This window comes from Rhodococcus opacus, from assembly GCF_012396235.1.
Classification (GTDB): Bacteria; Actinomycetota; Actinomycetes; order Mycobacteriales; family Mycobacteriaceae; genus Rhodococcus_F; species Rhodococcus_F opacus.
In genome coordinates, this window is the sequence record NZ_JAAXPA010000001.1 from 59993 (window position 1) to 72965 (window position 12973).

A 12973-nucleotide genomic window follows, 5' to 3' on the forward strand; every position below is an offset into this window, starting at 1 on the left:
TCACTTCACCAATCCGAGGTCGAATGCTGCTGCGATCGTGGCGTGCCCGATCGAACTCGGGTGGGTGCCGTCGATGGTCATCGGCTGATAGATCTGGAACGTGTCTCCGGTTGCGGGTGTCGCGCCCACCGTGGTCACCGTGAGTGTGGTGGCGGTGTTGTAGGAGATGGTGCCAACGCCTCCCGACGCTGCACCGGAAGTCATCCGCACGGAGTACCCCCGGTACCGATCCTGTGTGTACGTCTTGACGTGTGTGGTCTCGGGACATGCTTGACGAGATGTAGTCGGGACATGCTTAACGCTTTCTGGGTCGGTGGGCGTTGAAATTGCGGATTGGCTTGGTGGTCGTTCTGGCATGCAGCGAGAGTTCCGTTGTTCCGTCGAGGACCCGGAAGTGGTGGTCTTCGACCATCACAGTGATGATGGTTCCGGCATGGGTGCGTCCGACTCGCAACCGCTGCCCGGCCACCATCACGACGCCGTCCTTCGGCACTCGTCGGTGCAGGCGTTGGGGCCCCGCCGGCGGAGGTGGAGGCAGGGGCGTCGTTGCCCGTCGAACCTGGGTGAGCCGGCCCAGGTCGGCGGCGACAAGCGGATTCGGTAGCGTCTTGATCAGGTGGTTCCCCGCGACAGCATGGATGAGCCCACCGTCGATCCGCAGCGTCACCCGGGTTCCTGCAGTGTCCGGTCCGAGCGCGAGTTGGTGGCCGAGAAGGACGACAATCCCGTCCCGAGTGGCGGTGCGGTCGACTTCCACCGACACCCGCTCGGCCGCGGGTGCAGCGGGATCGAATGCGGGTAGCGCGGGGGCCGGCCGACCGGGTCGTGCACCTCGCATGGCCAGTCGGTCGAGATCGGCGGTCGTCAACCGGGACACGGTCGTCTTGACGACGTCATCGTCGAGTACTACGTGGATGCTGGCGAGATCCACCCACAGCGTCACCGTGCGACCTGCATAGCTCTTGCCGACCCATATCTGCTGTGCACCAACGAGGTCCACGAGCCCGGAGGGCGGCACACGTAGGTCGATCTCGAGGGGGTGCGCCTCCGTCGGGATGCTCACGATCGGTTGCGGGGTGGCCGCTGATGCACCCGCACCGACAATCGGGGTGGGGGCAGGGGCCGGTTCGTCGTCCTGTCGTGTCCGGAACAAGTTCGCTGGGGTGGCCATGTCCAACGACTGATGGGGGCGGTGTGTGTTGTAAGCGTGAATCCATTCGTCGACCGCAGCCTGGGCTGCCTCGATCGTGGCGAACGCTCCGACCTCGTCGAGAAGTTCGCGTCGCAGCGTCCGGTGGAACCGCTCGATCTTGCCGGTGGTGGTCGGGGACCGCCGTTTGGCCAGGCGCGCGGTGATGCCGTACTCGCGGCAGGTGCGCTCGAAGAGCACCTCGACGGGCAACGGTCGGGTGAACTTGCCGGTGAACTGCTTCCCGTTGTCGGTGAGGACCTCGAAGGGCACACCCCAGCGTTGCATGGCGGCGATGAACGCCTCGCACACCGCCGTGCCGGAGGGTTTCTCGAGCACCGCAGCGACGACGACGAACCGGGAGTGGTCGTCGATACCGGTGAGCATCTTGCATTCGCGGCCGCCGGCGAGGAATATCCCGCCCACCAGGTCCAGCTGCCACAGGTGCATCGGCGCTTCTCGCTCCCACCGCTTGTAGACTCGTTTATGTTGCTGTTCTTGCGGATTGACGAGCCCGTTGCGCACCAGGACTCGGTGGATCGTCGAGCGGGACGGGGCACGATCACCGATTTCCCGGTGCAGTTCGTAGGCGATGCGCCGCGCTCCCCGCCGTCGGTGGTGACGGCGCGTCTCGCAGATCAGGGCCTCGACGTCGGGCGAGATACGTCTTGGGCTCGAATGGGGTCGGCGCGAGATCTCGGACAGTCCGTCGAGGCCTGCGGTTTCGTATCGGTTGCGCCATGTGGTGACCGTTTGCCGGGTGACCCCGAACCGTTCGGCAACGTCGACGATGGGTGCGCCGTCACGCACCTCGGTGACGGCTCGTAGTCGGATCTCCACGGACACGCGGGCGGCAACGGCGGAATCGGATTCGAGTGGCTGAGTTGAAGGCACGCGCCACGGTCTTCGGAAGCGGTGACCTGTCAGCTATGTCCTGATGACGATGAGTCAAACATGTCTTGAACCCATACACGTCAGTCTTTGACGAATCGGTCAGGGACGTTGCCGACGACCCGGCGGTTAGTGTTCCTGTGGCAACGACAGAACCTGATGCGGGCTTCCAACGTCCACCGTTCAGCGTGAGCACACCCGAGGAGTTGACCTCCACGGCAGCGGCCCCGTCGAAGATTGCGCACCCGGCGGGGTTTACGGTGGCTGACGCGAACGTCCCATCCCGCAACCATGTGTTGAACGCGGCCCGGTCGGACTCGACCGCGGTCACAGTCTGATTCGCCGCAGTAGACCAGCCATCCGTCGAGGTCGTGCGGGGCAGGAGTGTGCACCCCACGAAGTACTTGCCCTTTCGGAGGAAACTGTTTGCGGCCTGAATGTACTGGGTTTTCAGCGTCGCCAGGGTGCCGCCCAGATCATTGGTCCCGTAAGCGAACAGGACGGTCGACACCAGGGAAGACATCTTGTTTCGGACGTGAGAGTACGTAGGCACAGCGCCGAGTGCAGATGCTTGGGTGAGGAACTGGTTCAGCGATTCACCGCCCCTCGCGAGACGGAAGAACGGAACCACGGGGGTAGTCGGGAAGCTGTACGAGGTGCCGGGCTGCGCGGTTGGTGCTCGCACGAGGTACCCGCCGTCGTTCCTGCCGTATCCGCCGTCGCCGGTGCCGGCCTGAATCGAGTCGCCGAAGATTCCTGCGGTCGGAACGTAGCCATTGACATACCCGAGGATGGCAACCGGACCGGGGTATGTCTGCGATGTGGACGCCGTGGATGTTCCGATGGTGCCGTTGCGGATGGCGGCGTAACTGACATAGCCTTCGCCGTTGTTGACGCCACCGACTCCAGTGCCGCCCTGCAATGACATTCCGGTGGGAACACCGAGGCTGGACCCATTGGTCTGCATGTTCGTGCGGACGAAGAGCTGTGTGCCAGCAACCGCATCGAACGGGATCGGATCGGACATGAGGATCGCGCCGGGTGCGAGCTCGCCGACCTTCTGGCCGCCGAAGTACGCGGGAACTCGGATGCCGTTCTCGGTGGCGACGCCGCTGGTCGACTTGTATTCGAGCGCGGCGGTTACCTTGACGGTGCAGTCGCCACCCCATTCACCGAGTCCGTTTGCGTTGGAGATGTTCGCGTAGACGAGCACCACGTGTGAGGTCGAAACCGTGGGGATCACAGATATGCGCGAGGACACCGACTGGCCGAGCATGATGCCCGAGCCGGAGGGGTTGCACCGCGATTCGGCGATCGGCATAAGGCCGGAGTGGGAGAGGCGTCCGAACTTCTTCTTGGCATCGGACTTCGCCATGCCGAGGGTTACGGGGTCCATGTCAGCGCGCAATCCCGGTCAGGTTGCCTGAGCCGTCGTAGGTGTAGGTGCGCGTCACGCCGTCGCGGGTGTCGGTGTGGACGGTCCCGTCGGCGTTGTAGGTGTAGGTGGTCGTGATCCCGTTGTCGGTCACCGTCGCCACGTTCCCGCCCGAGTAGGTGATCGTGGTGTCCGGGAATGCCGGGGCATAAGTGGCATCCAGAGCCGACTGGACGTCGCTGGGAATTGTTACTTCGTCCCTTCAGCCCAAAGCACAGCTACACGCCCCACGCCGAGGTGTGGCGGTTTGGTAGTTACTGCACCAACGTGAACCCAGCGCCGTAGCTACCCTTTGCGTTGCTATCCGCCAGTATCGGGGTGATCGACCCATAGAAGGTCGGCGGCTCGGTTCCGAAGTCCATGCCGATGTTTAGACCGACCAGCCTCTCCCCCACCACGACCGGGCCGCCTGAATCGCCCTCCCACATCAACGCCCAGTTCTGTAAGTGAATTCCGTCTTCCTTGGCGATGATCCCGCAATTCTTGCCGGTGGTTGCTCCGTGGTTGCACCCGACGTCCGACAGCGAGGCATCACCGACAGTGGAAACGATGACGTCGGACGTGTCACTGTACTTGCTCGGCACAACAACATTCGGGTTCAGCCGGATCACCGCGTAATCGAGCGCCCTGAACGTGCCGTCTCCCACCCGATCGGCCCCATGGCAACCTCACCAACCTTGTATACAGCCTGGCCCGCGCCCTGGTGACAGTGGCCGACAGTCAGCGCAGCCAAACGGCCCGCGCTGTCGGTGCCCACCGCACCGATCGTGCAATACCCCTCGACGTCCGGATATGGGGTGTACGCCGTACCCGGCCCGACATGGACGGTAGGTTCCGCCTGCGCCACCGGGGCCACTCCGAGCGGCAACGCGAGCGCGGCAAGAACCGCAATCCAAACCATCCTCATCCCAATCTCCTGTTCTTCGTCCTGGCGAGCATTCTCCTATCCCTCTTCGCGGCCCACTCATCGCCTGGGTGTTGTCGATCTCGCAATCCTGATCCGGAAGTAGCCCGATGGAAGGCCCGACGCGACAGGTGCCCGCCCGGCACAGCAACGAGGCACTGCCCGATACCGGAGGCCATCGAAACCAGAACTGGGGCCCACAGCATATCTGTGAGCCCCAGCTTCAGATCGGTGCCGGACTTACCCTCCGGCGGACCCACCCTCCGAACTGAAGGTCAGGAACGAAGCAAAGAAGTTGATCAATTCCGAGATGCTGGCGAAATCTACAGACATATTTCACTCCTGCCGAGGCGATGGTGTTGGAATCTCGATCCGTACCCCTGCCGGGCACTCGTTCTTTTTACACGAGTTGAAAGACTTTGCAACAGCAGGGGAGCCGCGGGCACGAACTTTTCTCACGATCCAACCCCCTCCTTCGCGATCCAGGCATGACGGCTGATCACACTCGAATTGATGTTTCGCCCATTCACATCAATCCCGAAGTAGGTCAGCGCATTACACTACTGACCGAAAAGACTATCCGGAACCCGGAAAAGCGACCTCAAACTTGATCAACCGTAGCTCGTAGCATCAAAATCTCCCATTCCCGCCCTGTTCGACGGCGATGAACCTGTTCCTCAACCACTTCCGACCTGGCAACGGCGCGCCCTCGACACACCTCCATGCACATCCTGCGAGTGGCAACGACTGGCCTGCAGTTGGGTTCGAGATCCTGCTTTCGCGGCAGAGTGGGAGGCAGTCAGCAGTGAGATACTCGCCGCTGTAGCGGCAAACCGAACCCGCGGATACGCTCAGCGCACACTGGTCGCGACCCCCAACCGAGCGCCAGTGCAGAGACCCCGCTGATGCTCGCCCACTGGTTCCGAAAGGGTTTCGACCTCCACTCGCTGATCTAACACCGCCGGACCACATCGTTGTGACGCCGACGCTCCCCTTGTTCCCGATGAGCATCAGCTCAGGCACGCGCTCCGGAGGTTCGCCACGCACTCTGTTCCCGACCGACTCTACGACCTTGCCGCCCTCCTGAAACACACCTACGGGAAGGGCGACCTCATCGGCGTCATGCAACTCGAAGCGCAGTTGAACGCACTGCTCACCAACCTGACCACGACACGTGGTAGAGAATAGCTGTATCCAGTGCCAGCCAGAAATGTTTCATCCCTTTGTCATTCGGGTGGTATACGCACACGAGCCGAACTGGTGGGTAGCCGACCTGCCTGTTTACGATCAGCTCGCGTCCGGCGGACGCCTCCGACAGCCGGCGCGGAAACCCTGCCTTTCCCGACGTCGAGCGGGGTTTCGTCCTACCTTCAGAAAGAGTACTCATGGACAGCGGCGTTTGGGATACACCTTCTGGCATGTTCATCCAGTTCGTCTCGGGAGTGCTGCACGCCCTCAACTGGGGCAGCGTCAACTAGTGCCACACCCGTGAAGGTTTGCCCTCTTGTAGCGACACGCCGCTTGGTTGCGGAACTGGGGCTGGTGGGTGGGCCACGCTGTGGTGGTGGCAGAACGAGTGCGCGTGCGGGAGATCGATGACGACGAAGGAAGACGATTGTTGCGGATCGTGCGTCGCGGGAGCGGGTCGGTGGTGACCTGGCGGCGAGCGCAGATGATCTTGCTGTCCGCGCAGCGGATGCCGGTGGCCAAGATCGCCGACGTCACCTTCACCAGCGCCGACCGGGTCAGGGACGTGATCCACAACTTCAACACGGACGGTTTCGCCTCGCTGTATCCGAAATACAAAGGCGGGCGGCCGGAGACGTTCACTCTGCCCGAACGCCGGGAGATCAAGAAGATCGCCAAGTCCACCCCGACCGAGCACGACCTGCCGTTCTCGACCTGGAGCCTGTCCAAGCTGGCGGACTTCCTGGTCTCCGAGGGGGTGGTCGACGACATCAGCCATGAGCGCCTTCGGGTTCTGCTCCGAGAGGAGGGCATCTCATTTCAAAAAGTGAAGACATGGAAGGCGTCCCGGGACCCGGACTACGCGGTGAAGAAGGCCCGGGTCGAGCACCTGTACGCGATCGCCGACCGGGAGGTCGTGCCCGAGCCCGGTGAGCCGGAGGTGGTGTTCTGCCTCGACGAGTTCGGCCCGTTGAACCTGCAACCGCATCCGGGGCGGCAGTGGGCCGAACGCGGCGGCAGGCACAAGGACCCCGAGCGTGAGCCGCGGCGCCGGCGGCGCGCCACGTTTGGGCCGCCCGCACGGTGTGCGGCACCTGTTCGCGGCCTACGATCTGGCCACGGACAGGCTCTACGGGCATGTCAAAGACACCAAAAACCCGCACCCAGTTCCTCACCTTCTGCCGATACCTGCGCAGTCTCTACCCGGCCGGAGTGCGCCTGGCGATCGTGTGTGACAACTTCTCGCCGCACCTGACCACGAAGAGGTGCCGCCGGGTCGCCAACTGGGCGGAGGCGAACAACGTCGAGATCGCATACACGCCGACGAATAGTTCGTGGTTGAACCGGATCGAGGCGCAGTTCACCGCGCTGCGCTACTTCGCGCTCGACGGCACCGACCATTCATCTCATCGCGAGCAGGCCAGCATGATCCGCCGCTACATCATCTGGCGGAACAAGCATGCCGCCGACGACGGTTACGGGAGATCGTCAACAAGGCAAACGTTGCCTGATGCGGCACTAGAAACGGCGAGACGCCCCTGTCCGGAAGGATGGGGGCGTCTTCGTGAGCCTTGGTAGCGAGGCCAATCCGGCCACAGACCGACGCTCGAGGTACAGCTGGCTACCGAGGTTCAATTCAGGAAACAGGTGCCGATGGGAGGCAGTCGCATCCGCGCGCACCTCCAGAAGGAGGAAATGGAATGGAACATTGGTGGAATCCGGGTGGCATGCGGCCGGAGTGGTTGATTGTCTTAGCGCCAGTCATCACCTTCCTCACCACCGGTAGCGCCTCCTAGAGAGAACAAACCGCCCCACCCTCAGATGGTTGTGGGACCCTGCAGTTACTGCACCAAAGTGAACCCGGCGCCGTAGCTACCTTTTGCATTGATATCCGCCAGAATCGGCATGATTTTCCCGTAGAACGTAGTCGGCTGGGTGCCGAAGTCCATGCCGATGTTGAGACCGACGAGCGTCTCCCCCACCACGATCGGACCGCCCGAATCGCCTTGCCACATCACCGCCCAGTTCTGGAGGTGAATACCGTCTACCTTGCCGATGATCCCGCAATTCTTGCCGGTGGTCGCTCCGTGGTTGCACCCCACGTTCGACAGCGAGGCATCGCCAATAGTCGAGACGGCGACGTCAGTGGTGTCGCTGTACTTGCTCGGCACGACCACATCCGGATTCAGCCGGATCACCGCGTAATCGAGCGCCGTGAACGTGCCGTCGGTGTTACGCGAGTACACATCGGTCTCCCAGCCGATCGGCCCTTTGGCAGCGTCACCAACCTTATAGACGGCCGTACCCGCGCCCTGATGGCAGTGGCCGACAGTCAGCGCAACCAAGCGGCCCGCGTTGTCGGTGCCGACCGCGCCGATCGAGCAGTAGCCCTCGACGTCCGGATACGGGGTGTAGGCGGTACCAGGCCCGACATGGATGGTCGGTCCCGCCTGCGCCACCGGGGCGACACCGAGCGTCACCGCGAGCGCGGCCAGAACCGCGACCAAGGTCATCTTCATCCTTGTCTCCTGTTTCTCCTACTTGGGAGCATTCTCCTGTTCTTCTTGGAACGCCCACTCATGGGGGGTGCGTGGCGACGAGAGCCTCGCATCCCGAGAGGCGCGAGGGACAAGCTGAGCAACTCTGGATGGAAGCGGTACATGCCCTTGTCATTCGGAGGATATACACGGCTCACATTGACTGGCCAGTGATCGAGTTGTCCATTCATGATCAGCTCGCGTCGGTGGACCCATCCGACTGCCGGCGCAGAAACCCCGCCTTCTCCCCGACGTTGAGCGGGGTTTCGTCATACCTACCGGGAGAGTGCTCATGGACAGCGGGGTTTGGGATACGCCTCTTGGCATGTTCGCCCAGTTCGTCTCGGGGCTGTTGCACGCCGTCAATTTCGGCAACGTGAGCTAGAAACGACGAGACGAAATAGCCCACCCTCCCGAAGTCGTAGGGCGTCGCCTACCACGGTTCAGGGCCGCTACGGCGGATGTCGACGTGCTGCTCCAATTCGACGGCCAGGACGCCCGGGACTGCCTCGAGGGCTGCGAGTCGGCCCGCGGGGACGGAACCGGAGATGATTCCGATCGTGCGGTGCACCAGGTCGACACGCATGCCCTCCTCGGCCAGCGCGACGCCGACCACGTCGATGTCCTCGACGTGGTCGGCGTCCACCGTGACACTGATTCCGACCATGCCCGGCACGATACGTCGGGCACTTCTACTCGGATGCCTGGATCAGCCCCGCACCCACATCGAGTGACGGCAACCCGAGCCGCCGGGAATGCTGGGTGAGCAGGGACCACAGATCGCGGCCGGTGCGCCCGGTCTTCTCGCACCACAGGGCAGCGATACCCGCGACGTGCGGGGTGGCCATACTCGTTCCATTCTTCGAGCCGTACCGCACGGGCATCGGCACCGATGAGAACACCCGCACGCCAGGTCCTGCCACGTCGATCTGACCACCGGCCACGGGGTTACTCGCAGCAGAGAAATTGGCCAGCCCGAGATCGGGGTCGACTGCAGCGACGGCCATGATCGACGGACTGTTGGCGGGTACGCCCACCAGTCCCGGGCGTCCGGCGGCTCTGTTCGCGTTGTTGCCCGCCGCAGCCACGATCAGCACTCCGGCCGCCAGCGCCCGCTGCCCCACCGTCTCGTAGGCGACGGACACCGACGCAACGTCGGCACCGAGCGACATCGAGACGATCTGACAACCGTTGGCGATGGCCCACTCGATTCCTGCGAGGATCCCACCGTCCACGCCACGCCCCTGATCCGACAGAACCTTCCCGACGAAGATGTCGGCCTCATGAGCCACTCCGTATCGGCGGGGCCGGTCGCTGCCGTCGGACCGCAGGCCGTTCCGATGCAATGCGTGCCGTGTCCGTGCCCGTCCTGGGGTACTGCGCCCGGAACGAACGACTGGGCCGTGATGGTGCGACCCCGGAAATCCGGGTGGGTGAAATCGAATCCGGTGTCGAGGACGGCGATCCTGACACCGCGCCCACTGCACGCCGACGACGTGGTGCGGGTCGCTTGCAGTCCCCAGGTGAACTCCGGCGTATCCAGGAAGTGGTCGAGGTCTACTGGCGCGACTGCACCGTTCTCAGGCCGTGCGATCTCTACGACGGTGTCTTCACTGTCCAGCGCATGGTGGACCAACTCGGGTTCGACCGAGAGGACCGCGGCGTCGGGCGAGGCGGCTGCGGTGCGGAGTGCGGCCAACTGGTCGGGGTCCGCGGTCACCACGGCAATTCCGAGTTCGTCGAACAGAACTGCGCCGGACACTTCGGCCAGTTCGAGATCCATTGCCGAAGACTCGAACTCGCTACTTCTCGTTACGGTCGAGACGCCGGCGAGGGACCGTAGGAGTGCTGTGGGACCCGCTCGCCTCCCGTCGTCCGTGAACACCACGACCTGACGGCCCGTCGTCTCGGCCCGCGAATCGGCGACGGGCCCGTCGCCGTCACGGTCGGAATCTTGTGGAAATATCACTGTTTCGTCCTTTTACTCTGGATCGCGGCGCGCTCGTCGTCGCGTCAATGTGTCTACTTACCTTCAGTTGTCGATCGCCGGTGGCGCTCGTGGGACTCCCCCACTCTCCGGCGTGGGCTCCCGAATTCCGCGAGTGGCGCGCTACCCGAATTTGTGTCGGGCCGGGCTGTCGGGGTGAGTAGTTAGGTTCATGCGACCGCAGAGATCACGTGGTACCAGTCGACGACGACGGACCTCACTCCGATCGATGCGATCATCGTCCGGATCGGACCGTCCAGGCACAGCTGGCTGTCGACGTGCCGAGCATCGGAGCAACCGCAGATGCTCTGTGCGGCCCGCAACCCGATCAGGATCTCCGGAGAGGACTCTGTTCGGCTGCCCTCGATGAGTAGAGCCTCCTCGTCGACGCCGCGGACCGCGATGTCATGTCCGTCTGCGACGTCGCCGACGATCAGTGCGAGGTAGTCGATGTCGGTGTCCTCGTCGCGAGTGGCGATCAGTCGTGCCGTGCCGGCTCCCACCGGCACGACTTCGTCCAACACCAGAACGGCGGACTCGGATTCACGGAGTTCGTCGAGTTCGACTCGTCTCGCTGTCCAACTGAAGAAGGGCTCCGGCCGCGCGGTCATGACATGCTCCTGTAGTTCGACGCAATAACTTTCCGCGGTACCCATTCAGCGTCGCCGGGATGTCGGCTAATCTCGCGAGTAGCGTCCTACCCGATCGTGCGGACACGCCTTCGGTCGATCTCGAAACCGAACTCGTGCCCGTGTCGCACTACTCAATCCATCGGCATCTCAGGAGTACTGCAGCCTAAAGCGGCTCCAAGGTTGTATTGCACTGCTTCGCTGGATAACTCGCGTCCAATTCTCGACTCGGCGCTGTCACCGGTGGCGCGAGAAACTTAGAATCAATGCATGGGTCCAACGTGGCCTCTGATTCAGCGGCAAGTCGAGTTCGACGCGATCACCGCGTCGCTCACGACTCGGTCCGGGGGATGCGGTGTTGTCCTCACGGGCGATCCCGGCGTCGGCAAGACCATCCTCGCGCGGTTCGCCACCGAGTCGTTGCCACGTGAGGTGAAATGGGTGGCGGGCACCGAGTCGGCGCGCAGCATCCCGCTGGGTGTGTTCGCTCATCTGGTCGGGGCGTCCACCTCCCGGGATCCGGTCGCCTTTCTGTCGGCGGCGCGGCAGGCGCTCCTCGACGACGGCCGCAGTCGTGACGTGGTGGTCGGCGTCGACGACGCACACCTACTCGATCAGCTCTCGGCGACGTTCCTCCATCAGCTTGCGCTCGACAGGGCGGTGCACATAGTCGCCACGGTTCGCAACGGAGAGACCGTGCCCGACGCGATCACGTCGCTGTGGAAGGACGGTCACCTCCTGCGGCTCGAACTGGCGCCGTTCAGCCGGGAACAGAGCATCGAGTTGATCGAGTCCGTGCTGGACGGCCCCCTCGAGGGGCTGAGTGCGGACATGATCTGGGAGGCGTCCGGCGGGAACGCGTTGTTCGTCCGGCATCTGGTGGAGGGCGCTCTCGAAGCGGGGACGCTGCGCCGTTCCGGTGGGGTCTGGCAGTTGCGGGGCCGTGCCGCCATCACCTCCGAACTCGCCTCCCTGCTGGAGCACCGGATCGATCAGATTCCCCACGACGTGTTGCAGGCGTTGCAGCTCCTTACTTTCTGCGAGCCGCTCGATCTGGACATCCTCGGTCAGCTCGCGGGTGACGACGCGGTGGAGGAGGCCGAGCGACGCGGCCTCGTCAGAATCGTCGAAGACGGACACCGCCTCGACGTCCGCTACACGCATCCACTGTTCGGTGAAGTGATTCGACGACGCGTGGGGCGCGCTGCAGGCCGGAGGCTCCGCGGACGGCTCGTGGAGGCTCTGAGCAGCCGGGCCGTGGTCGGATCCTCCAATCGAATTCGCCTGGCAGAGTTGGCGCTCGACAGCGTGGCAGCACTCGGTCGGCGGCCAGAATCGCCTTCGCCGCCGCTGCTGCTTCCTCGGGCCGATTCTCGAACACCGCGCACACCGAGCCGATGCCCTCGATGATCGGGACGAGACTGGGATGCGTGACCTTCTCGCGGAGAACCGCGAGGACCTCGTCGGCCTTCTCCGACTCGCCGCTCGCCCAGAACAGGTTTGCGATCCGCGATGTACCCCAGCGCACCAGTTGCACCTGGTCCAGGCTGTCGGGTGAAAAAGACAGCAGCAGCGATTCGGCCTCGGTGGCGTGCCCCTGCCACAACAGTGCTCGGGCCAGGAGGTCGGCCGCCTCGAAGCTGCCGGTCTGGTCGAGTGCCGCGCGCGCGAGCCGTTCCCCCAGAGGCACATTCGCCAAACCGCGCCACGCGTCTCGCCGAGTTGGCCGACATCTGCGACGGCGAACTTGTGGACATCGTTGCCCGGCATGCGGCGGCAGTCACGACAGGAAACGGATGCGGTGCGGCATCGGCAGCAACCGAGTTCGAGCGAATCGGCGCCTTGCCGGATGCCGCTGACGCGTACGCTCGGGCGGCGATCGCATTTACGCAGGCCGGAGACAAGCGGCGTTCGATCGAGTGCGCTGCCGCGGCCGAAGCCCTGTCGGCACGATGCGACCACATGTCCTCTCCCGCGCTGGTGGAGGCCGCCCATCCACTCCCCCTCACGAGTCGTGAACGGGAAGTGGGGTCGATGGTTGCGGCCGGATTGTCGAACCGCCAGATCGCCGATCGGTTGTTCGTCTCGGTGCGGACGGTGGAGGGTCATATCTACCGTGCGTGTATGAAGCTCGACGTCGCCGATCGCAACGGTCTTGCGCAGGCGATGGGCACGACGGTTCGGTGACACCGACCGGACTCCGGACACGACCA

At 63.8% G+C, this 12973-nt stretch carries 11 protein-coding genes and 2 pseudogenes; 4 read left to right on the forward strand and 9 right to left on the reverse strand.

The annotated features are described in order from the left end of the window. The 5 genes from HGB39_RS00160 to HGB39_RS38345 form a co-directional block, all read right to left on the reverse strand. Entirely contained in the window at positions 1-204 is a 204-nt protein-coding gene (locus HGB39_RS00160; RefSeq protein ID WP_005572846.1) for a hypothetical protein, read from the reverse strand. A gap of 91 nt (positions 205-295) precedes the next feature. Next, positions 296-2035, reverse strand: coding sequence for an IS481 family transposase (locus tag HGB39_RS00165; RefSeq protein WP_005572844.1), 1740 nt, complete (start codon positions 2033-2035; stop codon positions 296-298). Then, on the reverse strand, positions 1992-3107 hold the full coding sequence (locus tag HGB39_RS00170) for an SGNH/GDSL hydrolase family protein (RefSeq protein WP_210752436.1): 1116 nt from the start codon (positions 3105-3107) through the stop codon (positions 1992-1994). The genes HGB39_RS00165 and HGB39_RS00170 overlap by 44 nt, the downstream gene beginning before the upstream one ends. A 370-nt stretch (positions 3108-3477) precedes the next feature. Then, complete coding sequence (locus HGB39_RS00175; RefSeq protein ID WP_162276247.1) at positions 3478-3609, reverse strand: hypothetical protein; 132 nt, start codon at positions 3607-3609, stop codon at positions 3478-3480. A gap of 160 nt (positions 3610-3769) precedes the next feature. Next, complete coding sequence (locus tag HGB39_RS38345; protein WP_247607327.1) at positions 3770-4162, reverse strand: chymotrypsin family serine protease; 393 nt, start codon at positions 4160-4162, stop codon at positions 3770-3772. Between the two features lie 1959 nt (positions 4163-6121). On the opposite strand from HGB39_RS38345, the gene HGB39_RS38350 reads away from it, so the two are divergent. Then, positions 6122-6862: a helix-turn-helix domain-containing protein gene (locus HGB39_RS38350; protein ID WP_418163393.1), complete on the forward strand. Its 741-nt coding sequence runs from the start codon at positions 6122-6124 to the stop codon at positions 6860-6862. Then, positions 6820-7185 (forward strand): transposase, encoded by a 366-nt coding sequence (locus HGB39_RS40495; RefSeq protein ID WP_005564410.1) that lies wholly within the window; start codon positions 6820-6822, stop codon positions 7183-7185. The genes HGB39_RS38350 and HGB39_RS40495 overlap by 43 nt, the downstream gene beginning before the upstream one ends. Positions 7186-7448: 263 nt before the next feature. On the opposite strand, the gene HGB39_RS00195 is transcribed toward HGB39_RS40495, so the two are convergent. From HGB39_RS00195 to HGB39_RS40570, 3 genes and pseudogenes are all read right to left on the reverse strand, one after another. Beyond that, positions 7449-8126 (reverse strand): chymotrypsin family serine protease, encoded by a 678-nt coding sequence (locus HGB39_RS00195; RefSeq protein ID WP_005564409.1) that lies wholly within the window; start codon positions 8124-8126, stop codon positions 7449-7451. A gap of 451 nt (positions 8127-8577) precedes the next feature. Continuing rightward, positions 8578-8820 carry a hypothetical protein gene (locus HGB39_RS00200; protein WP_043788599.1) on the reverse strand — a complete coding sequence of 81 codons (243 nt, stop codon included), beginning with the start codon at positions 8818-8820 and terminating at the stop codon, positions 8578-8580. A gap of 16 nt (positions 8821-8836) precedes the next feature. Further along, a pseudogene (locus HGB39_RS40570) lies at positions 8837-9609 on the reverse strand (S8 family serine peptidase). Here HGB39_RS40570 and HGB39_RS40575 point away from each other — a divergent pair. Continuing rightward, complete coding sequence (locus tag HGB39_RS40575) at positions 9499-9987, forward strand: hypothetical protein (RefSeq protein WP_471897031.1); 489 nt, start codon at positions 9499-9501, stop codon at positions 9985-9987. The pseudogene HGB39_RS40570 and the gene HGB39_RS40575 overlap by 111 nt on opposite strands. A 314-nt stretch (positions 9988-10301) precedes the next feature. Here the strand turns inward: HGB39_RS40575 and HGB39_RS00210 are convergent, their stop codons facing one another. Beyond that, positions 10302-10742, reverse strand: coding sequence for a hypothetical protein (locus HGB39_RS00210; RefSeq protein WP_005564404.1), 441 nt, complete (start codon positions 10740-10742; stop codon positions 10302-10304). Positions 10743-11030: 288 nt separating this feature from the next. On the opposite strand from HGB39_RS00210, the pseudogene HGB39_RS40135 reads away from it, so the two are divergent. Continuing rightward, positions 11031-12947 (forward strand): annotated as a pseudogene (locus HGB39_RS40135) (helix-turn-helix transcriptional regulator). Positions 12948-12973 lie beyond the last annotated feature (26 nt).

Coding starts and splice junctions, on each gene's coding strand:
- HGB39_RS00160 (WP_005572846.1), bottom strand. CDS start 204: ATGACTTCCGGTGCAGCGTCGGGAGGCGTTGGCACCATCTCCTACAAC.
- HGB39_RS00170 (WP_210752436.1), bottom strand. CDS start 3,107: ATGTCCGATCCGATCCCGTTCGATGCGGTTGCTGGCACACAGCTCTTC.
- HGB39_RS00195 (WP_005564409.1), bottom strand. CDS start 8,126: ATGAAGATGACCTTGGTCGCGGTTCTGGCCGCGCTCGCGGTGACGCTC.
- HGB39_RS00210 (WP_005564404.1), bottom strand. CDS start 10,742: ATGACCGCGCGGCCGGAGCCCTTCTTCAGTTGGACAGCGAGACGAGTC.